A 22,532-nucleotide genomic window follows, 5' to 3' on the forward strand; every position below is an offset into this window, starting at 1 on the left:
CTGAGCCGTCGAAGACCCGGCCACGCCGTCGGACAGATCCCGGATGCCGGGACCTCGAAGCCGAAATCAGCTGCGGGGAGCGGCCGGGTCGATATCCTGGTCGTCGGTCGTGCTGGCGTTCTCGGCCGCGCGTGCCTGCTCCTCGGCATCCAGCTCGGCATTGACCTCTTCGCGGTACCGGCCACGGCGGATCCGACGCAGCATGTCCCACACGAGCAGGAAGACCGCGACGCCGATGAAGGCGATGGCGGCGAAGCCGAGCGGCCCGGGCGTGACGATCGACTCGTCGGGGGTGACGACCGGGGAGGGTGTGGTCGCGAGAGCGACGATCACGGGGTGCATGGAGTCCTTCGGTCCGGGCGGAAGCGCGTAGCCTGGTACTCCAGCCTAAAGCCCGGGGAGACCATGACGACGCAAGCCCTGCTCGATGACCGTTACGGGCGAACGCGTTCGCCCCGGCGGCGCATCGTCGGCTGGACGATCGTCGCGGTGCTGGCACTCGGCGCCATCGGTTATCTCGGCTACACGACGTTCACGAACAGCGCCGCGTCGGTGACCGCCACCGACACCGGCTTCACCGTCATCGACGACAAGACCGTCTCGAGCAGCTTCCAGATCACCGCGCCCGTGGGCGAACCGGTCGCGTGTGCGCTCGAGGCTCGCGACGAGGACCACGGCACCGTCGGCTGGAGGGTCGTGCAGTACCCGGCATCCGACGACGCGGTCCGCGCCTTCAGCGAGACGATTCCCACGCTGTCGCTCGCGACGACGGGTTTTGTCAACGCCTGCTGGGTGCCGTAAACTCGCGGGATCACGACGCGCCCCGGCTCGATGCCGGGGCGTTCGACATATCCCCCGCCGACGGCTGCAGACACCGCCGTCAGCGCCTCGACGAAGGAGTACCCGTGTCCAACGACGCTCAGGTGACGTTCCTCACGCAAGACGCCTACGACCGCCTCCACCACGAGCTGGAGCACCTCTCGACCACGGGCCGCGAGGAGATCGCGAAGCGCATCGAGGCCGCGCGCGAAGAGGGCGACCTCAAAGAGAACGGCGGCTACCACGCCGCGAAGGACGAGCAGGGCAAGCAAGAGGCCCGCATCCGCACTCTTCAGGCCCTCCTGAAGGACGCCAAGGTGGGCGAGGCCCCCGAGAGCCACGGCGTGGTCGAGTCCGGTACCGTCGTCACCGCGATCGTCGCCGGCGGCGAAGAGAAGTTCCTCCTCGGCAACCGCGAGATCGCCGCGAACTCCGAGCTCGACGTCTACAGCGAAGCCTCGCCGCTCGGAACGGCCGTCATGGGCCTTAAAGAGGGCGACAAGGGCTCGTACACCGCGCCCAACGGCAAAGAGATCCAGGTCGAGGTCGTCAAGGTCGAGACGTACTCGGGCCAGTAACCCTTCCTCGTTCGCGAGCCGCTCCCCCGTTGACGGGGTGGGCGGCTCGCGGCATTTGCGGACAGCTCACGGGTCGGGGCGGGTTCTGCGACTTCGGGGCACGCCGAAGCGGGCGTTCCCCCTCCGTACGCGTCCGCGGCGGACCGACAAGCCCGCCGCGGCGAGCTCAGTTCGGGACGACGGTCGCGATGAACCCGGCATCCTCGAGCGTCTCGATCACCAGGGCGCGGTGCTCCTCGCCGCGCGTCTCGACGCTCAGCTGCAGGATCACCTCGCTGATCTGCAGCCCCTGGCCGTGGCGGGTGTGCAGCACCTCGATGACGTTCGCGCCGACGCCGGCGAGCAGCTCGGACACTCGGGCGAGCTGGCCCGGGCGGTCGGGCAGCGGGATCCGCAGGGACATGTAACGACCGGATGCCGAGAGCCCGTGCGCCACGACCCGTTGCAGCAGGAGGGGGTCGATGTTGCCGCCCGAGAGGATCGTCACGGTCGGCCCGCTGGCCTTCACCTTGCCGGCGAGGATCGCGGCCACACCCACCGCCCCGGCGGGCTCGACGACCTGTTTGGCGCGCTCGAGGAGCACGAGCAGCGCGCGGGCGATGTCGTCCTCGGTGACGGTCACGACCTCGTCGACGTACTGACGGATGAGCTCGAAGGGCAGATCGCCGGGGCGCGCGACCGCGATACCGTCGGCGATCGTCGGGGTCGTCTCGACCTGCATCGGGTACCCGGCTGCGAGCGACGAGGGGTAGGCGGCGGAGTTGTGCGCCTGCACACCGATGATGCGCACCTCGCGTCCCTCGGCGGCAGCGCGGGCCTTCACGGCGGCGGCCACGCCCGCGGCGAGCCCTCCCCCGCCGATGCCGACGATCACGGTCTCGAGATCCGGCATGTCCTCGACGAGCTCGAGCCCCAGTGTCCCCTGCCCCACGACGATGTCGCGGTGGTCGAAGGGGTGGATGAGCACGGCTCCCGTACGCTCGGCGAACTCGGCGGCGAGGCGCAACGGCGTCTCGACGGTCGCGCCTTCGAGGATGACCTCGGCGCCGTATCCCCGCGTCGCGAGGAGCTTGGGCACCGGCACGCCCAGGGGCATGAAGATCGTGGCCGCGATGCCGAGCTGCTGCGCGGCCAGAGCGACACCCTGCGCGTGGTTGCCGGCTGAGGCGGCGACCACACCTCGTGCCCGCTCCTCCGCTGTCAGACGGGACAGGCGGTAGGTCGCTCCGCGGATCTTGAACGACCCGGTGCGCTGCAGGTTCTCCAGTTTGAGGTTCACCGGCACACCGAGCAGCTCGGTCAGGTGCAGCGACTCGTCGAGGGGGGTTCGCGTGATGATGCCGCGCAGGTTCTGCGCGGCATCCTCGAACTCGGCCAGGGTGGGAGTGTCGTTCATGATCTCCTTCCGCGCTCACGCGGGACGGTCCGCCAGATCAGATCCGGGGATGCCAAAGCCTCGCCGTCGCGTTTCCACGCCTTCGTGCTGAGGTAGACGGCGACGACGTTCACGAACGCGGCGAGCGGCACCGCGAAGAGGGCTCCGGCGATGCCACCGACCATCGCGCCACCCGCGACGACGAGGACGACCGCGAGCGGATGCACCTTGACCGCCGAGCCCATCAGGATTGGGTGGAGCACGTGGCTCTCGAATTGCTGCACGCCGAGGACGACGAGAAGCATGAACAGCGCGATCAGGGGGCCGTTGTAGACGAGCGCGATGAACACGGCGAGAGTCCCCGTCGCGATCGCTCCGACGAACGGGATGAAGGCGCCGAGGAAGACGAGCACGCCGATCGGGATCGACAGCGGCACACCGAGCAGGAAGGCGCCGAGGCCGATGCCGATCGCATCGATCGTGGCGACGAGCAGCTGCGTGCGGGCGTAGCTCTTGATCGTGCGCCAACCGGCCCGGCCTGCTCCGTCGACCGCGGGGCGCGCGGCGCGCGGGAACAGGCGCGTCGTCCAGCGCCAGATGCCGCCCCCGTCGGCGAGCAGGCACAGCAGGATGAAGAGCGTCAGCAGCACGCCGGTCGCGACGTGGCCGATCGTGGAACCGATCGTGAGGGCGCCGGTCCAGATGACCTCGCCCTGCTGCTGGAGGAAGGCCCCCGCCTGCCTGAGCCCATCGTCGATCTGCTGAGCGCTCAGGTGAAGGGGACCGCTGATGAGGTACTCGCGGAGTTGCCTCACCGACTCTTCCGTCCGCATGCGCACGGACCCGAACTCGAGGGAGATCTGCCACACGGCAACCCACACGAGGCCCGCGATGATCGCGAGGGTACCGAGCACCGTGACGATGATGGCGAGCCACTTGGGCCAGCCGTGCCGCAGCAGGACGGAGAACCCGGGCCACACCAGCGCGGAGATCAGCACGGCGACCAGAAGCGGAATGACCAGGAGTTTGAGCTGAATGACGACGAAGATCACGACCGCGAGGGCCGCCGCGATGACGAGCAGGCGCCACGCGTAAGCCGTGGCCTGCCGGAGGGCCGGCGGAACCGGGGGCTGCAGGTCGCTCGAGACGGTGCGCCGTTTGAGGGCGTCGAGGAAGGATCCGCGCTCGTCGGGACCGGTTCCGCTCATCCCGTCAGCCTACCGCCGCGCCGACCGCGCTCCGACGGCCGTGTCGGAGGCAGTCGCTACGGTGAAACCCATGACCACGACGCTTCGTCGCGCCGACGCTCGCCGCATCGCCCTGGCGGCCCAGGGCTTCGCCCGCCCTCGCCCCGAGACGGTGGGGACGCGGCAGATCACCGGGGCGCTTCAGCGCATGCGCATCCTGCAGATCGACTCCGTCAACGTCTTCTCCCGCTCGCACTACATGCCCCTCTTCGCGCGCCTGGGCCCCTACGACCCCGCGCTGCTCGACAAACTCGCGTTCTCGCGTCGGCCGAAGTGGGTCGAGTCCTGGGCGCACGTGGCATCCCTCGTCTCCGTCGACGACTGGCCCCTGCTGCAGTTTCGTCGCGACGAGCTCCGGGCCAAGTACGGACGTGACGCCTGGGCCGAGGCGCATCAGCCCCTTCTGCAGTGGTTGCGCGACGAGCTGGCCGACCGCGGGCCGCTGCGCCCCGCCGAGATCGAGCACGACGCGCGAAGCGGCCCACGGGGTCCTTGGTGGGGCTGGGACGACGTCAAGCTCGGCCTCGAACGCCTCTGGCTGTTCGGCGATGTGGCGATCGCCGGGCGGCGCGGCTTCGAGCGGCGTTACGCCCTGGCCTCCGACGTCCTGCCACCGGCGGCGCTCGAGACGACCGTTCCCCGCGCCGAGGCGATCAAAGAGCTCGTGCGTCGCGCGAGCATCGCCTACGGCGTCGCCACGGCGGCCGACCTCGCCGATTACTGGCGCATCCGCGATCGGCCGGCGATCATGACCGGCATCCATGAGCTGGTCGACGCCGGCGAGCTGATTCCCGTCACCGTGGAGGGCTGGCAGGTCGCGGGTCGACCGGCGAAGGCGTGGGTGCACCGCGACGCCGCTCGCCCGCGCAGAGTCGATGCCGCCGCCATCCTCACCCCGTTCGACCCGGTGGTGTGGTTTCGCGACCGGGCGGAGCGGCTGTTCGATTTCGACTACCGCATCGAGATCTACACGCCCGCACCGCAGCGCCGCTTCGGCTATTACTCGCTACCCGTGCTCGTCGGAGACGACGTGGTGGGACGCATCGATCTCAAGGCCGATCGCGCGTCGAGCGCTCTGCGCGTGCAGTCCGCCTGGTGGGAGGCCGGAGCACCTCCGCATGCGGCCGAGCGCGTCGCCACAGAGCTGCTCACGGCAGCGCGCTGGCAGGGGCTCGATCGTGTCACGGTGTCGCGCTGGGGCGACGCGGCGGAGGATCTCGCCGGTGCCCTCCGGGCCGAGCGGCACGACCATCCCGACGGCCGCACCAACTGACCGCGCCCCCTCCGCCGGAGCGGAAGGGGCGCGGTGCGTCAGAACTGCACGCGTGGGGGTTCTGCGATCGCGGCGCCGTCGATGACCTCGAAGAACTCCCGCTCATGGAAGCCGAGTTGCCGGGCGAAGAGGTTGTTCGGGAACACCTTGATCTTGGTGTTCAGCTCGCGCACGCCGCCGTTGTAGAACCGGCGCGACGCCTGGATCTTGTCCTCGGTGTCGACGATGGAATGCTGCAGCTGCAGGAAGTTCTGACTCGCCTGGAGCTGCGGGTACGCCTCGGCGACCGCGAACAGCGATTTCAGCGCCTGCTGCATGTGGCCCTCGGCGACACCGGCCTCAGCGGGGCTCTGCGCCGACAGCGTCTCGGCGCGAGCGCGCGTGACGTTCTCGAAGACGGCCTTCTCGTGCGCCGCGTAGCCCTTCACCGTCTCGATGAGGTTGGGCAGCAGGTCGGCGCGTCGCTTGAGCTGAACGGTGATGTCGCTCCACGCCTCATCGACGCGCACGTTGAGCGCGACGAGCGAGTTGTACGTGGCCCACAGGTAGATGCCGGCGATGACCAGGATGCCGACGATCACGATGACCGGTACGAGCCACTCCCACATAAGTCCCCACACTCCGTTCGGAAGATTGCCCTTCAGTGTAACTGCGGGTCGTGCCGCGTTACGGGTGGTGGTAGGGACTCCCAGGCGATCTGCACGCGACGTTGCGCTGGTACCCCCGGTGGGACTCGAACCCACACTGAAGCGATTTTAAGTCGCCTGCCTCTGCCATTGGGCTACGGGGGCCCGTGTGTCCACCGTAGCGCGGGGTGTCCCGACCGGCCGCCGACCATCCCGCGGATCGCAGCGACGACGTACCGATTCCGGATGCCGAAACCCCGTCACGCGGTGCCACTCCCGCGCCCCGGGACGGACGCTCAGGAAACGCCGAGACCCCCGCACCCGACGGGCACGAGGGTCTCGAAACGAAGGGTCTTACTTGGCCGCGACGGGCTCGGCCTTCTTCTCGGCAGAGGGAGCGGGCGTCTCGGCGGCGGGAGCGGCCGGACGCGGTCGAGCGGCGAACTCCTTGAACGCGACGCGGGGCTTCTGCACGGCCTCGAGCGACACGACCTCACGGCCGTGGACGAAGTTCTGCATCCAGTCGCCGATCACGCGGAACTTGCGCTCCCACGTGGGCATGGCGAGACCGTGGTAACCGCGGTGTGCGAACCAGGCGATGAGACCGGTCAGGGCGATATTGCCCGACTGGAACGCACCGTTGTAGAGGCCAAGGCCGGCGACGGCACCCAGGTTCTTGTGGTTGTACTCCTTGGGCTGCTCACCGCGCAGCACAGCCACCAGGTTCTTCGCCATGAGCTTGCCCTGGCGGACCGCGTGCTGGGCGTTCGGGACGCAGAAGCCGCCCACGCCGCCGCCCGACAGGTCGGGAACGGCCGAGACGTCACCGGCGGCCCAGGCACCCTCGACGATCTCTTCGTCGGTGCCGACGCGCAGGTCGGGGCGGGTGCGGATGCGACCGCGCTCCTCGACGGGCAGGTCGCTGCCACGGACGACCGTGGGGTTGGCCATGACACCGGCGGTCCAGATGATCAGATCGGTCGGCAGGTTCTCCCCCGTCGACAGCTCGACGACGCCGTCGACGGCGCCCTTGACCTGCGTGTCGAGGTGCACGAAGGCACCCTTCTTCGCGAGGTCGGCGAGAACCCACTCGCTCGTCTTCTGCGCGACCTCGGGCATGATCCGGCCCATGGCCTCGATGAGGTGGAAGTGCGTGTCGTCGAACGTCAGCGTCGGGTACTGCTTGAGCAGCGAGGACGCGTAGGCGCGGAGCTCGGCGAACACCTCGATCCCGGCGAAGCCGCCACCGACGACGACCACGGTCAGCAGACGGTCGCGCTCGGGACCGGCGGGCAGGACCGACGCCTTGTCGAAGTTCGATGTGAGGCGGTCACGGATCGCCACGGCCTCTTCGATGGTCTTGAGCCCGATCGCGTTGTCGGCGATGCCGGGGATCGGGAAGGTGCGCGAGACGGCGCCGGCGGTGACGACGATGTGGTCGTAGCTCTGCTCGAAGGTCTCGTCACCGGCGATCGGGGTGACCGTCGCGGTCTTGGTCGCGTGCGAGATGCCCGTGATCTTTCCCGCGATCACCGTGGTGCGCTTGAGGTGGCGACGGAGGCCCACCACGACGTGGCGGGGCTCGATCTCGCCGGCGGCGACCTCGGGGAGGAAGGGCTGGTACGTCATGTACGGCAGCGGATCGACGAGCGTGACTTCGGCTTCGTTGCGGCCGAGCAGCTTCTCGAGCTTCCAGGCGGTGTAGAAACCTGCATAGCCCCCACCGACGATGAGGATTCTGGGCACGGTAGTGGTCACGATGTGAGGGACTCCTCGTTTGTGGTGCGGCTCGGCTCGCGGGAGGTGCGCGCCTGTCGGATTCGCCGGGCAGCAGCAGTGACACCGAGCGCAATCATTATAGCGGCCAGTGTGGCAGCACCGAGCGGCAGCGACCCGTACAGCACGCTATCGCGAGACGGCAGCAGGGGCGACCCCGCCGCGGGCGCCGCCTCGACCGGCGGGAGCGGCGGGATGACGACGGGCGTCGAGGTCGGCTCCGGGGAGGGCTGCGCGTCGGCTCGACGGTACAGACGGATCCATTCCTTCAGGCTCCCGAGCGGGTTCTCCGACACGGTCTCGACCCGCGCCGACACCGCTGCCGCGGCATCCACCAGGCCGTAGCCGTACAGCTTGTCGGGTCGAGCCGACGCGCCGGCGGCGGGCTTCGCGGTCTGGATCAGACGGTTCAAGACGTTGTCGGCATCCATTCCCGGGTGCGAGGCGCGAACGAGGGCGGCGATGCCGGCGACGATGGGCGCCGCGCCGCTCGTGCCGTTCCACTGCACCAGTGAACCGTCGGCCGAGACTCCGATGAGCCGCTCGCTCGGGGCCGAGAGCCCGATCGTGATGCCCTGGGTCGAGGCGTCGTTGCTCGCCGTCCCGCTCGGGTCGACACCGCCGACGGCCAGAACACCGGGGATCGTGGCCGGAGCACCCACCCGGTCGGTGCCGCTGCCCCGGTTGCCCGCGGCGACGACGATGACCACGTCGTGGTCGAACGCGTACTCGAAAGCGGTGTCCCAGCTGGTGTCCCAGTCGAGGGTGTTGGTCGTCAGCGACATGTTGATGACCGTCGCACCGTTGTCGACCGCCCAGCGAATGGCATCCGCGATCTGGTCCGTGAAGGGCTTCGTGGTCGAGGCGCCGAAGCCGACCGAGATCGACAGCAGTTCGGCTTCGGGGGCGACACCGATCATGCCGCGGCCGTTTCCGGTCCCCCGGGCTGCGGCCAGCGAGCCCACCCAACTGCCGTGATTCGCATCGACCGCCCCGACCGGGGTGCGTCCGTCCGAGGCGCCCACGCCCGACACGTCGGTGCCGCCGGCGACGGCCCCGGTGAACTCGGCCGGGCCGCGTCCGATACCGGTGTCGATGATCGCGATCTTCTGACCTGCACCCCGCGTCGTCTTCCACGCCTCACGCACGCCGTACTGGTCGAGCCAGTACTCGCCGGCGCGGACCGAGTCCGTGGGGTCTTCCGGTACCGGGTTGGCGGCCGCCTGGGGCACGGCCGAAGCGGCGATCCCCGTGGCAATCGCGGGCGTGGCGGTCGCGCCCGTCAACACCGTCACGAGGAGGACGGATGCCACGGCGGCGACGACGCGCTTCATCCGCCGGTCCCGGGGCTTTCGCACTGGCACCGCTCGGGCGACCACGTGCCGCGCTCGAGGGCGCGGTCGCCGATCGGGTTGACGCCGGGTCCCGCGGCCAGAGCGTGGCCCGCGAGGGCGTGCAGGCACTTCACGCGGGTCGGCATGCCGCCCGCGGAGATGCCGGCGATCTCTTCGGGCTCGCCGAAGGCCGCCCGATCACGGAGATACGCCTCGTGCGCGGCGTGATACTGCCGCTGCAGCTCTTCGTCCTCGGCGAGCTCGTCCGAGAACTCCTTCATGACGTGGCCCGCCTCGAGCACCGACATCGCGGCCGTCGCCGCGGGGTGGGTGAGGTAGTAGAACGTGGGGAACGGGCTGCCGTCGTCGAGCCGGGGCGAGGTCGCGACCACCGTCGGATTGCCGCACACGCAGCGCGCGGCGATTCCCACGACCCCGCGAGGGACGCGGCCGAGCTGAGACCGGAGCACGGCCAGGTCGGCGTCGGAGGCGGGGGGAAGCGTTGCGGTAGTCATCGGCTCCAGGGTACCCGGCGTCGCCGACATCCCCGCCGAGACCGGATCAGCCGGCGGGGGCGTCCGGCGCGGGAGTCGGATCCGGAACACCGACGGTGACGTCGGGGACCGCGACCTGCGCCGCGCCCGACGAGGTGATGGATCGGACGAGCTGCGCCATCCAATCGGTGTGGGTCTGCCCCACGTCACCGCTGACCTCGTCCTGCTCCTGCGGGGTGGCCGAGGCCGGCAGGTCGTTATCGATGAGGTACACGACCTCACCCGGGAAGGTGTAACCGAGGCGCTCCCGCGCCTGCGTCCGGATGTACGCGGGGTCGGACCAACGGTCGCGCTGCGTCTGCAGGTCGGCCACCTGGGACTGGCTCAGCTGCACGGCGCTGCGGAGCGCCTGGATCTGCTGACGCTGGTCCATGTACGTGCCGACCGTGGGAACGAGCACGAACGTTCCGAGGACCACGAGGCCCAGCATGATCACGACGAAGCCCGAGATGCGTACGCGCCCGAGCCACTCGCGTACGTCGACGCGGCGGTCCGCGGCGGCCGGCCGGGCCGTCGGGCGGGAGGGCCGCGCAGACGTGCGGGGCGTCTTCCTGTTCGCCTGGGAAGCCTCGGATGCCGGCGGGCGGCGAGGGGGCAGTGTCGGTCGCTCCACGGCATCCCTTCCGTCGTTATCCGGCTCGGTGTCGAACCGCAGGCGAGTCTACGTCGCGACGATAGGGGCCCCCGGGGACGCGCCGAGAGGCCCGGCGTCCGCTCAGGGAAACCACGCGCGAACGACGAAGGAGGGGAGCCCTGCGGCTCCCCCTCCTCGCGTATCAGACGATCAGCCCTTGAAGCGGGGGAACGCCGAGCGGCCCGCGAAGACCGCGGCGTCGCCGAGGTCTTCCTCGATGCGGAGCAGCTGGTTGTACTTGGCGACGCGCTCGCTGCGAGCGGGGGCGCCGGTCTTGATCTGGCCCGCGTTCACGGCGACGGCGAGGTCGGCGATGGTGGTGTCTTCGGTCTCGCCCGAGCGGTGCGACAGCATCGAGGTGTAGCCCGAGCGGGTCGCGAGCGAGATCGCGTCGAGCGTCTCGGACAGCGTGCCGATCTGGTTGACCTTGACCAGCAGCGAGTTGGCGACACCGAGGTCGATGCCCTGCTGCAGGCGCTTGGGGTTGGTGACGAACAGGTCGTCGCCGACGAGCTGCACCTTGGAGCCGATGGCATCCGTCAGCTTCTTCCAGCCGTCCCAGTCGTCCTCGGCGAGCGCGTCTTCGATGGTGACGATCGGGAAGTTCGCGACGAGGTCGGCGAAGTAGTCGACGAGCGTGTCGACGCTCCACTCCTTGCCCTCGACCGTGTAGACGCCGTCCTTGTAGAACTCGGTGGCGGCGACGTCGAGGCCGACGGCGATCTCCTTACCGGGGGTGAAGCCGGCCTTCTCGATCGCGCGGATGAGGAAGTCGAGGCCCTCGCGGTTGCTGGGCAGGTCGGGGGCGAAGCCGCCCTCGTCGCCGAGGCCGGTGTTGTAGCCCGCGGACTTCAGCTCGCCCTTGAGGACGTGGTAGACCTCGGTGCCCCAGCGGAGGGACTCGCCGTAGGTCTCGGCGCCGATGGGCGCGAGGAAGAACTCCTGGAAGTCGATGCCGTTGTCGGCGTGCTCTCCACCGTTGATGACGTTGAACAGCGGAACGGGCAGCAGGTGCGCGTTGGGGCCGCCCAGGTAGCGGAACAGGGGCAGGTCGGCGCTGTCCGCGGCGGCCTTCGCCACAGCGAGCGAGACGCCGAGGATGGCGTTGGCGCCCGTGCGCGACTTGTTCTCGGTGCCGTCGGTCTCGATGAGGATCTCGTCGATGATGCGCTGCTCGCTGGCTTCGACGCCCTCGATGGCGGGGCCGAGCTCGTCGACGACCGCGGCGACGGCCTTGAGGACGCCCTTGCCGCTGTAACGGCTCTTGTCGCCGTCGCGCAGCTCGTAGGCCTCGAACGCGCCGGTGGACGCACCGGAGGGGACGGCAGCCCGCTGGACGATTCCGTCGTCGAGGAGCACCTCCACCTCGACGGTCGGGTTGCCGCGCGAATCCAGAATCTCGCGCGCGTTGACAGCCTCGATAAGTGCCACGAAGGACTCCTCGTTGGTTCTTGAGTGGGAGGGGGCGGAGCGACGTCGGTCCGTGGTCGAGTCTAGTGACCGGCTCCGGCACTCGTGAGCCGGTTCGTCATCCCGGTTCGGAAGCGGCGGCATCCACAACGATCGCCACCGCGACGCCGTCCCACCCCTTGCGGTCGAGGGTCTGCAGCGCGGTCGCGTCGAAGCGGGGATCGGCACCGAGCATCTCGATGCCTCGGCGAGCGCCCTGCACCTTCGCGTCCTGTGTCGCGGCGTCGGCCACCTCACCCCCGCGAACGACGTTGTCGAGCACGACCACCGTGCCCGGTCGACCGAGGCGCGCGGCCCAGTCGAGATAGACGGCGTTGGACTCCTTGTCGGCGTCGATGAACACGAGATCGAACGGTGCATCACCCTCGAGCGCGGGGAGCACGTCTGCGCCGCGTCCGATGCGTACCTCGACGCGGTCGGCGACACCGGCACGCTCGAGGTTGGCGCGGGCGATCGCGGCGTTGCCCGGTTCCGCCTCGATGGTCACCACCCGCCCCTCGGGGCCGACGGCGCGCGCGAACCAGATCGTGGAGTAGCCGCCGAGCGTGCCGATCTCGAGCACCCGACGCGCCCCCGCGATGCGCGTGAGCAGATGCAGGAACTTGGCATTGACCGGGGCGACCTCGATCGACGGGAGGCCCGCATCGCGCTGCGCCCGCAGCGCGGCGTCCAGGGTCTCGTCGTCGCCGACGAGGGTCTCGGTCAGGAAGGCATCGACGGCTTCGTGAGAGGGCACGGCCTCAGCCTGGCGGGTCGCCGAGCGGCGGTCAACGCTCCCCGCGCAGATGCGCGCGTGTCATCTCGTCGTACTCCTCGTCCGACAGATCGTCGAAGCCTTTCGCCTCGACGCGGTCCGAACGCATCCACCGGATCATGAGGATCACGAGGATCGGCACGTCGGCGAACTCGGCGATGAACCAGATCATGTCGCCCGCGAGGTGCTGATCGTGCAGGAGCGACGGCCACCACGACACCGCCTGCGTGGCATCCGGGATGAGATCGAGCACGTTGTCGTTCAAGCGCATCAGCAGACCCGGCACGGAGTCGATCAGCAGCTCGACGAACGCCAGCAGGAACTCGATCGCGATGAACGTGCCGGTGTGCACGGCGCCGAGGGCCATCATCGGCAGCACCATGGCGAGCCCGACGAGGGGCACGACGATCCCGAGCGACGCTTCGATGATCGGGTTCACGCGCAGGATGCCGGCCACCGGCGTCAGGAAGAGGCAGAACACCGCGGCGATCACGACGGTGGCGACCATGGCGTTGCCGAAGATGCGTGTGACGCGCGACGCGAGGAAGCGCTCGCGTAGCGGCGTGGGCACGAGGTCGAGCGGACGGCCCGCGGCGATGCCCGCCGGCACGGCGAAGATCAGCAGCGCCACGCGGGTCGAGAACGCCCAGCGCAACTCCGCCGAGAACACGCCGAGAAAACCGAGCTCGATGACGGCGTAGGGCAGCAGGCCCAGCGCGAAGAAGCCGATCGTGCGGCCGATCGGCCAGGTCTCTCCTCGACGCCGCAGCCGACGGACGCCGAGAAGATAGGCGGCGGATGCGACGAAGAGCACGCCGATCGTGATCGGATCGGCGCGCCAGGTGCTGAGGAAGACATCGATGGGAGGCGTGGAAGAAAAGTAGATCCGGGACCTATGCGTGAGGTGGGGGTCCGGCGGACTCAGCCGCCCACCCGGCCCGAGTCCAACGCGGCCAGGACCGCCGGCAGGAGCGCCTCCGCCGTGCGCCGGTAGCCGAGGGCGCTGGGGTGGAAGCGGTCGACGCTGAACATCTCGTCGGGTCGTTCCGCGAACACCGGCCCGACGGCTCGCGCGAGCCCGACCACTCGGCCACCCGCGCGATGCACGGCGGTGGCCTGGGCCGACGCCAACTGCCGCGACGACCGCGCGGCGAGCGCCCGGAGCGGCTGCGGAATCGCCCGCAGGGTGCCGAGGTCGGGGCAGGTTCCGACCACGACCGGCACACCCCGCCCGCGAAGATCGCGGACGACGTTCTCCAGTTGCTCCGCCGACCGGGATGCCGGAACCCGGTGCGTCACGTCGTTGCCGCCCACGACGATGACGGCGGCATCCGGCCGGTAGTCCGCCGGGAGGGATGCCACCTGCGCGGCGAGGGCCGAGGTCTCCGAACCCACGACCGCCGCGGTCCGCAGCCGCACGGGTCGCCCGGCCTCTCGCGCGATGCCCTTCGCGAGCCGGGCGCCGAGCGTGTCGCGCCGGTGGCCCGCGCCGAGCCCCGCGGCGATCGAATCCCCGAGCACGAGCAGCTCGACCGGCATCCCGGGGTGCTTTTTCCGCCGCCACACACGGTCGGCGTCGAGGGCCTGCTCCCCGAGGGGCTTGCCGATACGGCGTCGGGCGATGGCGGCCTGCCGGGTGACGAGGGCGCGCAACCCCACCGCCCCGGCTCCGGCGAGCGCCACCACGGACGCCGCGGTCAGGGTCACCGGTCGACGCGCGCGCATGCCTCGATGACACCGGCCCGCGGTGAACGCCGGGTGGCCGGGCCGTGACGGTGGGGCGACGGCTGGCTCCCGGCATCCCGTGCGTCGCACAGTCGAGTGTCCACGACACACCGCAGGTCGGCACGCTGCCGCGGCGTGTCGTGGACACTCGACACGGGTGCATCGGCTCGCGCCGGCGCCCCGTCACGCCATCGAGCGGCGGCCCCGTGCCCGCAGCACCAGAGCCAACGCGAGAACGGCGACGGCGAGCGCGATATCGAGAGCGAGTCCGGCGAGGAGCTCGTCGCGACCGGCCACGCCGGTGAGCGACACGAGCCCGCCGATGACGATCACGCCGAACGACAGGGCGAGCTGTTGGGCGGTGCTGAACATCCCGCCCGACAGGCCCGCGGCCTCGACGGGCACCTCCCGCACCACCAGCTGGGTCAGGGGCGAGAAGATCAGCGCCTGCCCGGCCCCGAGCAGCAGCAGAGCGGGCTGGAGCCACAGACCGATCTCGCTCCCCCACGCCACGGCGAGGGTCGCCGCCATCGCGATGAGCGCGACGATCTGCAGCGCGACGCCCAGCACGAGCGTGCCGTCGCCGAGGCGCGCCTGGATCCGCGCGACGGTGAGCGACACGACCGCGAAGACCACCGCGAAGGGCAGCAGCGCCAGCCCCGCTTGCAGCGACGTAAGCCCACCCGCTTCGACGGCGCGGGGGAAGACGTACAGCAGCGCCGAGTATCCGGCGAAGAACAGCCCCGCAGCGATCAGCCCCAGCTGCAGCGGACGCAGGCGCAGCACGCTCGGCGGCAGCAGCGGCACGCGGCCGGAGCGCTCGATGGCATCCTGGTGCTTCCACATCGCCACCAGGGCCACCGCGGCGACGACGAGCGCGACCGCGACGGGCCACGACCAGTTCCAGGCCGGCCCGAAGGTCAGGGCGATGGACGCGGCGAGGATGCCGAGCCCCAGCGCCCCGGTTCCGACGAGGTCGATCGCCACGGTCTCGTGCGCCCGCGAGCGCGGAGCCAGCGGTGCCAGAACGATCGCCGCGACGGCGGTCAGCGCCACAACGACGAACACCGCGCGCCACCCGTCGACGGGCCCGAACGACAGGGCCGCCAGCGCGCCGCCGACAACCTGCCCGACCGCCGCGCCGATGCCGCCGCTCGCGCCGAACGCGGAGATCGCCCGCGTGCGCGCGGCGCCCTGCGATGTCGCCTGGATCGTGGCGAGCACCTGCGGCGTGCACAGCGCCGCACCGACACCCTGCACGATGCGGGCGGCGATGAGCGTCTCGATCGAGGAGGCGAGGGCGCACGCGATGGCCGAGACGAGGAAGAGCCCCATCCCGAGCGTGTACAGGCGGTGACGTCCGAAGCGGTCGCCGAGTCGGCCGCCCAGGATGAGCAGGACGGCGAAGGGGATGCCGTAGCCCGCGATGACCAGCTCGAGGGCGACGTCGCCGGCCCCGAAACGTTCGTGAAGCGTCGGCAGGATCACCGTCACCGCGTTGAAGGCGAACGTACCGACACCCGGGCCCAGCAGGAAACCGAGGTAGCGCCAGGTGGGGACCTCGGCGGTGCCGGGACGGATGGGCACCGGCGCGGTCCCGGTCGAGGGGTGTGCGGAAGTCGTCATGGTGCCAGGATGGACATCGCGGCATCCTGGTACCAGGAGTGCCTTCATCCTGGTACTGACACCACTCCTCTCCGCATCGGTCGATGTCGGAGAGCCGTTCTATGATCGGCCGCGAGAGAGGGATGCCATGAGTCGATCCGACGAGGCCCGCGCCGAGTTCGCGGGCTTCCTGCGCAGCCGTCGAGCACGTCTCCGCCCCGCGGACGTGGGTCTGCCCGACGGCTCACGCCGACGAGTCGCCGGGCTCCGGCGCGAGGAGGTCGCGCAACTCGCCGGCGTTGGCCTGACCTGGTACACCTGGCTCGAGCAGGGGCGGCCGATCGCGGCATCCGCCCAGGTCGTCGCCTCGATCGCGCGCGCCCTCCAGCTGAGCGACGACGAGCGAGACCACCTGTTCGCCCTCGCCGACCTGCCGCTGCCCGACCGCGAAGCACGCATGTGCGTGGGCCAGGCGCACCTCGACCTGCTCGAGAAACTTCTGCCGTACCCCGCTGCCGTACAGACCTCGCGATTCGACATCCGGGCCTACAACCGCGCGTACCGGTACCTTTTCGACGACCTCGACGAGGTGGCGGAGGAACAGCGCAACTGCGCGGTGCTGCTGTTCACCGACACCGCTTGGCAACGCGCCCACGTCGACCTCGACCACGCGCAGCGGCGGATCGCCGCGCGTCTGCGCTCCGCCTACGGGCGGCACCACGAAGAACCGTCGTGGCAGCGATTCATCGGGGAGCTCGAAGAGATGTCGCCGCGCTTCTCGGAGTTGTGGCGCCTCGGGGATGTCGGAGGCGAGCGCAACGCGAGCAAGCACCTCGTGCACGCTCGCGTCGGCGAGCTGAACCTCGAGATGTCGAGCCTGTGGATCGACGAGGGACTCGGTTCGCGTGTCGTCTGGTTCTCACCGAGGGATGCCGCGACCGCGACGCGTCTGGAACGCCTCGCGGCGGAAAGCCCTCACGAGGCGTTGATCAGCGCGGTCGCGTAGCCCGCCGCGCAGACGCTCAGCTCAGCGGTTTGAGCTCGAGCGTCTCGCTCGTGGTGTCGGTTCCGACCGTCGCGAACGCCGTGTAGCCGTCGGCCGCGGAACGCTCGAGCAATGCCTTCATGTTCTTCGGCCGCTGCTCGACGCGTACGCGGGCGCCGTCCGCGACGAGCTGTGCCTTCACGGCGAGCAGCTGTGCGAGTGGCACGTCGCGGTCGTGCACGAGCACCACGGAGCGGTCGCCGTCGACATCCGACTCCGGCAGGAGGTCGACGAGACGCTCGAAGCCGATCGAGAAGCCCACGGCCGGCACCTGCTGCCCGAGGAAGCGCCCGATCATGCCGTCGTAACGGCCGCCGCCACCGAGCGAGTAGTCGACGCTCGGGTGGGCGAGCTCGAAGATCGTCCCCGTGTAGTAGCCCATGCCGCGCACGAGGAACGGGTCGAACACGAGCGGCACGTCTCCCCCGCGGGCGGCGGCGACCGTCGTGCCGAGGTCGACGAGGTGGGCGACGACCTCGTCGGGGATACCGGCGGGAAGCGCTGCGCGGATCCCCGCGTCGTCGAAGGACGACCCGGCGGCGGGCCGGTCGAGGTACTCGGCGAACGCGTCGACGGCCGCGGGGCTCACGCTGCGCTCGCGCAGCTCGGCGACGACCCCGGTGGGGCCCACCTTGTCGAGCTTGTCGATGGTGATGAGCACGCCGGGACGCTCCTCGGGCGCGAAGCCGAAGACGTCGAGCATGGCGTCGAGAGCGCGACGGTCGTTGACGCGGATCGAGCCGCCCTCGAGCCCCAGGGCGTCGAGGACGTCGAGGCTCGCGATCATGAGTTCGGCCTCGGCCCGCGCCGATGCGTCGCCGATGATGTCGATGTCGCACTGCATGAACTGGCGGTAACGCCCCTTCTGGGGCCGCTCCGCGCGCCACACCGGCGCGACCTGCACCGAACGGAACACCGCGGGCAGCTGGGCGCGGTGCGTCGCGTAGAAGCGGGCGAGCGGGACCGTGAGGTCGTAGCGCAGACCGAGATCGGCGAGCGCCGCCTGATCGTCGGCGGCGGCACGGATGCCGTCGGCATCCATCCCCCGCTTGAGGATGCTGAACGACAGCTTCTCGTTGTCGCCGCCCAGACCGGCGTGGAGGCGATCGTAGTCCTCCATGACCGGGGTCTCGATCTCGTCGAAGCCGTGCGCGCGGTAGCGCTCGCGGATGACGGCGAGCACGCGCTCGCGACGGGCCTTGTCGGCGGGGAGGAAGTCGCGCATGCCGCGCGGCGGGTTCACGGATGCCACGAGTCCATTGTTCCAGGGTCGGGCGGGTGCTCCCGCGCGGCGGGACCGAGATCACACATTCGGGGTGGGGTCACACGACGTCACCGGAGCGTGTCACGTCGCACCGACCGCGCGATCTCACGGACGCCGCCGGCGGCATGCCGTCAGTCGCGTGTCATGCCTCGGTCGCGCGCACCTCGGCCCGCAGCCCACGAAGGCGCTCGCGCAGGGCGCGCTCCGCATCCCACCCTCGGGAGCGACCGAGCTGCACGAGGGCCAGCAGGGCGTCACCGAGTTCCGCCTCGGTCGCCGGGTCGGCGAGGCGGTGCGCCGGCGCGGAGACCCCGACCTGCCCGGCCTTGCCGACGAGCTTCTGTGCGAGAGCGAGGGAGGGCATGTGCTCGCTGACCCCGTCGAGCACGCTCGTGCGCTCGCTCTTCTCGGCGGCCTTGGCCGCGTTCCAGTGCACGAGCACCTCTTCGGGAGTGGATGCCACGGCATCCGCGAAGACGTGGGGATGACGCCGCACCATCTTCTCGGTCAGGCCGCGGGCGACGTCGTCGATGTCGAAGGGGTCGTCGGGGTCGCCCGCGGCGATCTCCGCGTGGAACAGCACCTGCCACAGCAGGTCGCCGAGTTCCTCGCGCAGGTCCTCGCGCGTGCCCGACTCCACGGCGTCGATGACTTCGGCGCTCTCCTCCACGAGATAGGGCACGAGGTCACGGTGGTCGATCTGCTGCGTCCAGACGCAGCGCTCGCGCACGGCGTGCATCGTCTCGGCGGCCTGTCGCAGCGCGTCGTCGCTCACGGCGTCTCCTCCCCGGGCGGATACCCGACCTCGGTCGCGGGCCCGTCGGCACCGCTCGCCCGAGTATCTCCCGCGCCGGACGGCACCGGCGCGTACGGCGCGCCTCTCGCGTGCGATGCCCGCGCCGGCATCCAATCTGCCGCCCCCGTCCCCGGTCCAGGTCCGCGCTCGACCCGGGCCGGACTCCGGACTCTCCGAGCGCCACCGCCCCGACGCTGGCGAAACCCCGCCCAACAGCAACAGAGCTCCGGAGCGCGGCACACCCCCTCACCCCGCACCCGGCCCGCCACCCCGGAGAACTGCGCGGCGGCCGACCCACGCCCGACCCGGGCCAAACTCCGGAGGTTCCGACCACCGCCGCCCCACCACTCGCGAATTTCTGCGACGCCGGGGCCTCACGGCAGGAGAAACTCCGGAGTTGGGCACGTCTCTTGCCCGCCCGGCTCCGCTCAGAACTCGCCGGCCGCCGTTACACGTGATTCCGGACCCGCGCGACGCCGATAATCTTGGCCGTGTGCGTGAACTGACCCCGACCGAGGCGATCGACCTCGTGGGCCGTTTCGAAGCCGGCCAGGAGCTTCCCGAGCAGATGCGCGCCGACGTGCGCCTGCTCGGCTCGCTGCTGGGCCGTGTGCTTCAGGAGAGCGGCTCCCCCGGACTGTACGACGATGTCGAGCGGCTGCGTTCGGCGACGATCCAGGCCTACACCGACGAGACGCCCGAGGCGTTCGAGCGGGCCGCGGCGATCGCCGACGGCTTCTCGATCGAGCGGGCCGACGAGGTGGCCCGGGCGTTCACGGCGTACTTCCATCTCGTGAACCTCGTCGAGGAGCACCAGCGCGTGCGGGTGCTCCGCGAACGCGGTGACCGGCCCTCCCGGAGCGGCGGGACGCCCGACACGATCGCCACCGCGTTCGAACGCCTGTCGAGCGAGGTCGGCGAAGAGACGGCCCTGGCCCGCCTGCAGGCGCTGCGCTTCCACCCCGTCTTCACGGCCCACCCCACCGAGGCCCGGCGCCGCGCGATCTCGACGAGCATCCGCCGCCTGTCGGAGCTCCTCGGAGAGCGGGATGCCGCGGGCGAGAACGCCACCGAGACGCGCCACACCGAGCGACGCATGCTCGAAGAGATCGACACCCTGTGGCGCACCGCGCCGCTCCGCCGAGAGAAGCCGTCACCGGTCGACGAGGTGCGCTCGGTCATGGCGGTGTTCGACGAGACGCTCTACACCGCCGTTCCGCGGGTGTACCGCCGCATCGACGACATCCTGCAGGGCGAGAACGCCGGCGCCCGCGCCCCCATCGTCAAACCGTTCGTGCGCGTCGGCTCGTGGGTCGGCGGCGACCGGGACGGCAACCCGTTCGTCACGGCATCCGTCACCCGCAAGGCGGCGAGCATCGCGAGCGAGCACGTGCTGCTCGGCTTGGAGCGCACCACGCAGCGCGTGGGCCGGGGCCTGACCCTGGATGCCGAGAGCACCCCGCCCAGCGACGCCCTGGTCGCGCTGTGGCACCGTCTGCGCGCAGCCGACGAGGACGCGGCGGCAGAGATCGCCGAGCGCTCGCCCGACGAGCCGCACCGCCGCATTCTGCTGCTTCTGGCGCGCAAGATCGCCGCGACCCGCACGCGCAACGCCGACCTGGCGTACCGCGACCCCGAGCATCTGCTCGCCGACCTCCGCGTCGTGCAGGACTCGCTCGTCGCCGCCGGCGCCGCGCGTCAGGCCTACGGTGCCCTGCAGCGTCTGGTGTGGCAGGTCGAGACGTACGGCTTCCACCTCACCGAGTTGGAGGTGCGCCAGCACTCGGCGGTGCACCGCAAGGTGCTCGACGAGCTTCGCGCAGGCGGTGAGCGCAGCGAGCTGACCGACGAGGTACTCGAGGTGTTCCGCTCGATCGCCTACGTCCAGGAGCGCTTCGGGCCGCGCGCGGCGGGCCGCTACATCGTGTCGTTCACGCAGTCGGCGGAAGACCTCGCGAACGTGCACGAGCTCGCCACGTACGCCATGGGTCCGGGCGAGAAGCTGCCGGTGCTCGATGTCATCCCGCTATTCGAGACGTTCGCGGATCTACAGGCAGCCCCCGGCATCCTCGCCGAGATCGTGACGCACCCCGCCTTCGTCAGTCGACTGGATGCCACGGGCCGCCGCCTCGAGGTCATGCTGGGCTACTCCGACTCGTCGAAAGACGTCGGACCGGTCGCCGCCAACCTCGCGCTGTACGAGGCGCAGGCGAAGATCTCGACGTGGGCGCAGGCCGAGGGCATCGAGCTCACCCTCTTCCACGGCCGCGGTGGAGCGCTCGGTCGCGGTGGTGGACCCGCCAACTCGGCGATCCTCGCGCAGCCGCCGCACTCCGTCGACGGTCGCTTCAAGCTCACGGAGCAGGGCGAGGTCATCTTCGCCCGCTACGGCGACGCCGACATCGCCATGCGCCACATCGATCAGGTCGCGGCGGCCGTGCTCACGGCATCCTCCCCCTCGATCGAGCGCCGCAATCGCGGCGCGGCGGACGCGTTCGCCGACGTGGCGAGCACGATGGACGTCGCCTCGCGCGAGCGCTTCTTCGCCCTGGTGAAGGCGCCCGGCTTCGCGCCGTGGTTCGCCACCGTCACCCCCATGGAAGAGCTCGGGCATCTCGCGCTCGGTTCGCGCCCGGCCCGCCGAGGCCTCTCGGTCGAGTCGCTGGAAGACCTCCGCGCGATTCCGTGGGTGTTCTCGTGGACGCAGGCCCGCATCAACCTCGCCGGCTGGTTCGGCCTGGGCGCCGCCCTGGACGCCGTCGGCGACGAGCAGCGCCTGCGCGACGCTTACGAGCAGTGGCCGCTGTTCCGCACGATGATCGACAACGTTGCGATGAGCCTGGCGAAGGCCGACGAACGCATCGCCCGCCGCTACCTGGCCCTCGGAGACCGCGACGACCTCGCCCAGCTCGTCATGGACGAGATGCTCCTCACCCGCTCATGGGTCGAGCGCATCACCGGTGGAGACCTGCTCGGCAACAAGCCGATCCTCCAGCGGGCCGTCAAGATGCGCAGTCCGTACGTCGACGCGCTCTCGCTCCTCCAGCTGCGGGCTCTGCGCGCCCTCCGCGACGCGGACGCCGAGAACCCGACTCCGGATGCCGAACACCAGCGCCTCCTGCTCCTGTCTGTGAGCGGTGTGGCGGCGGGTCTGCAGAACACGGGCTGACCAGCGGTCCGCTCTGTCGCGCGCCGGCTCCCCTCGCGGGAGTCGGCGCGTTCTGTTTCAGCGACATTGTGCCCAGGAGCGACGCGGGGACGGGCGGCGGTGCTGTCAGGAGATCAGCACCGCCGCCCGAGGCGCATGAGGCCGCGCACACGACCGCGCCGAGAGAGACACCCGCGCCGCCGATAGCCCCGGTACGGGACGAGCCAGCGGCCCGAGGACTCGATCTTCCATCGAACGACCGCATTGCCTCGGTACGGGCGCACGGCCAGCATCCGGTCAGCGAACTCGCGATCGCGACCGCGAGGAGAGCGGGTATGCGCAAGCGCCGGTGCGCTCCCCTCCCCCCCCGAGGGGAAGGGAGCGCACCGGCGCTGACCGTTACGCACACGGAATTGTGCCCGTAAATGCGAAATGGCCACCCAGCTTTGGGTGGCCATTTCGACTAAAAGAAGTCCGGCGGTGTCCTACTCTCCCACAGGGTCCCCCCT

At 70.5% G+C, this 22,532-nt stretch carries 20 protein-coding genes and 1 tRNA gene; 5 read left to right on the forward strand and 16 right to left on the reverse strand.

The annotated features are described in order from the left end of the window. Positions 1-66: 66 nt before the first annotated feature. Complete coding sequence (locus J2X55_RS11515; protein ID WP_115917612.1) at positions 67-342, reverse strand: hypothetical protein; 276 nt, start codon at positions 340-342, stop codon at positions 67-69. A 63-nt stretch (positions 343-405) separates the two neighbouring features. On the opposite strand from J2X55_RS11515, the gene J2X55_RS11520 reads away from it, so the two are divergent. Next, positions 406-801 (forward strand): DUF4307 domain-containing protein, encoded by a 396-nt coding sequence (locus J2X55_RS11520; RefSeq protein ID WP_115917610.1) that lies wholly within the window; start codon positions 406-408, stop codon positions 799-801. 104 nt (positions 802-905) lie between these two features. Then, positions 906-1,397, forward strand: a complete 492-nt coding sequence (gene greA, locus J2X55_RS11525) for a transcription elongation factor GreA (protein WP_115917608.1) — start codon at positions 906-908, stop codon at positions 1,395-1,397. Between the two features lie 166 nt (positions 1,398-1,563). Here greA and ilvA read toward each other — a convergent pair whose 3' ends face one another. Together ilvA and J2X55_RS11535 are read right to left on the reverse strand one after the other, a co-directional pair. Further along, positions 1,564-2,793 carry a threonine ammonia-lyase gene (ilvA, locus tag J2X55_RS11530; protein ID WP_210112443.1) on the reverse strand — a complete coding sequence of 410 codons (1,230 nt, stop codon included), beginning with the start codon at positions 2,791-2,793 and terminating at the stop codon, positions 1,564-1,566. Next, entirely contained in the window at positions 2,790-3,980 is a 1,191-nt protein-coding gene (locus J2X55_RS11535; RefSeq protein ID WP_115917604.1) for an AI-2E family transporter, read from the reverse strand. Before J2X55_RS11535 ends, ilvA begins: the two co-directional genes overlap by 4 nt. Positions 3,981-4,050: 70 nt before the next feature. On the opposite strand from J2X55_RS11535, the gene J2X55_RS11540 reads away from it, so the two are divergent. Beyond that, a complete protein-coding gene (locus J2X55_RS11540) occupies positions 4,051-5,292 on the forward strand; it encodes a DNA glycosylase AlkZ-like family protein (protein ID WP_309823538.1) in 1,242 nt (413 codons plus the stop codon). 38 nt (positions 5,293-5,330) lie between these two features. Here the strand turns inward: J2X55_RS11540 and J2X55_RS11545 are convergent, their stop codons facing one another. The 11 genes from J2X55_RS11545 to J2X55_RS11595 form a co-directional block, all read right to left on the reverse strand. Next, the gene (locus tag J2X55_RS11545) at positions 5,331-5,900 is read right to left on the reverse strand and encodes a LemA family protein (RefSeq protein ID WP_115917600.1); all 570 of its coding nucleotides are present in this window, start codon (positions 5,898-5,900) and stop codon (positions 5,331-5,333) included. A 107-nt stretch (positions 5,901-6,007) separates the two neighbouring features. Further along, a tRNA-Leu gene (locus J2X55_RS11550) sits at positions 6,008-6,083 on the reverse strand. Positions 6,084-6,272: 189 nt separating this feature from the next. Then, positions 6,273-7,676: an FAD-dependent oxidoreductase gene (locus J2X55_RS11555; RefSeq protein WP_309823540.1), complete on the reverse strand. Its 1,404-nt coding sequence runs from the start codon at positions 7,674-7,676 to the stop codon at positions 6,273-6,275. Next, positions 7,673-9,028 carry a S8 family serine peptidase gene (locus J2X55_RS11560; protein WP_309823541.1) on the reverse strand — a complete coding sequence of 452 codons (1,356 nt, stop codon included), beginning with the start codon at positions 9,026-9,028 and terminating at the stop codon, positions 7,673-7,675. Before J2X55_RS11560 ends, J2X55_RS11555 begins: the two co-directional genes overlap by 4 nt. Then, complete coding sequence (locus J2X55_RS11565; RefSeq protein ID WP_115917596.1) at positions 9,025-9,543, reverse strand: DUF501 domain-containing protein; 519 nt, start codon at positions 9,541-9,543, stop codon at positions 9,025-9,027. The genes J2X55_RS11560 and J2X55_RS11565 overlap by 4 nt, the downstream gene beginning before the upstream one ends. A 46-nt stretch (positions 9,544-9,589) precedes the next feature. Continuing rightward, entirely contained in the window at positions 9,590-10,195 is a 606-nt protein-coding gene (locus J2X55_RS11570; RefSeq protein ID WP_309823543.1) for a septum formation initiator family protein, read from the reverse strand. A 171-nt stretch (positions 10,196-10,366) separates the two neighbouring features. Further along, positions 10,367-11,647 carry a phosphopyruvate hydratase gene (gene eno / locus J2X55_RS11575; protein WP_013586083.1) on the reverse strand — a complete coding sequence of 427 codons (1,281 nt, stop codon included), beginning with the start codon at positions 11,645-11,647 and terminating at the stop codon, positions 10,367-10,369. A gap of 97 nt (positions 11,648-11,744) precedes the next feature. Then, the gene (locus J2X55_RS11580) at positions 11,745-12,422 is read right to left on the reverse strand and encodes an O-methyltransferase (RefSeq protein WP_309823545.1); all 678 of its coding nucleotides are present in this window, start codon (positions 12,420-12,422) and stop codon (positions 11,745-11,747) included. Positions 12,423-12,453: 31 nt separating this feature from the next. Beyond that, on the reverse strand, positions 12,454-13,254 hold the full coding sequence (locus tag J2X55_RS11585; RefSeq protein ID WP_115917590.1) for a cytochrome c oxidase assembly protein: 801 nt from the start codon (positions 13,252-13,254) through the stop codon (positions 12,454-12,456). 107 nt (positions 13,255-13,361) lie between these two features. After that, positions 13,362-14,165 carry an SGNH/GDSL hydrolase family protein gene (locus tag J2X55_RS11590; RefSeq protein ID WP_309823547.1) on the reverse strand — a complete coding sequence of 268 codons (804 nt, stop codon included), beginning with the start codon at positions 14,163-14,165 and terminating at the stop codon, positions 13,362-13,364. Positions 14,166-14,348: 183 nt separating this feature from the next. Then, positions 14,349-15,791: an MFS transporter gene (locus tag J2X55_RS11595; protein WP_309823549.1), complete on the reverse strand. Its 1,443-nt coding sequence runs from the start codon at positions 15,789-15,791 to the stop codon at positions 14,349-14,351. A 127-nt stretch (positions 15,792-15,918) separates the two neighbouring features. Between J2X55_RS11595 and J2X55_RS11600 the strand changes: the two genes are divergently transcribed. Beyond that, complete coding sequence (locus J2X55_RS11600) at positions 15,919-16,776, forward strand: helix-turn-helix transcriptional regulator (protein WP_309823551.1); 858 nt, start codon at positions 15,919-15,921, stop codon at positions 16,774-16,776. A gap of 16 nt (positions 16,777-16,792) precedes the next feature. Here the strand turns inward: J2X55_RS11600 and hisS are convergent, their stop codons facing one another. After that, positions 16,793-18,040 (reverse strand): histidine--tRNA ligase, encoded by a 1,248-nt coding sequence (gene hisS, locus J2X55_RS11605; RefSeq protein WP_309823573.1) that lies wholly within the window; start codon positions 18,038-18,040, stop codon positions 16,793-16,795. A 181-nt stretch (positions 18,041-18,221) separates the two neighbouring features. Further along, a complete protein-coding gene (locus tag J2X55_RS11610) occupies positions 18,222-18,818 on the reverse strand; it encodes a MazG family protein (RefSeq protein ID WP_309823575.1) in 597 nt (198 codons plus the stop codon). A 550-nt stretch (positions 18,819-19,368) separates the two neighbouring features. On the opposite strand from J2X55_RS11610, the gene J2X55_RS11615 reads away from it, so the two are divergent. After that, positions 19,369-22,044 carry a phosphoenolpyruvate carboxylase gene (locus J2X55_RS11615; protein WP_309823553.1) on the forward strand — a complete coding sequence of 892 codons (2,676 nt, stop codon included), beginning with the start codon at positions 19,369-19,371 and terminating at the stop codon, positions 22,042-22,044. The last annotated feature ends 488 nt before the right edge of the window (positions 22,045-22,532 follow it).

Origin of the sequence: Microbacterium sp. 1154 (genome assembly GCF_031455375.1) — a bacterium.
Classification (GTDB): Bacteria; Actinomycetota; Actinomycetes; order Actinomycetales; family Microbacteriaceae; genus Microbacterium.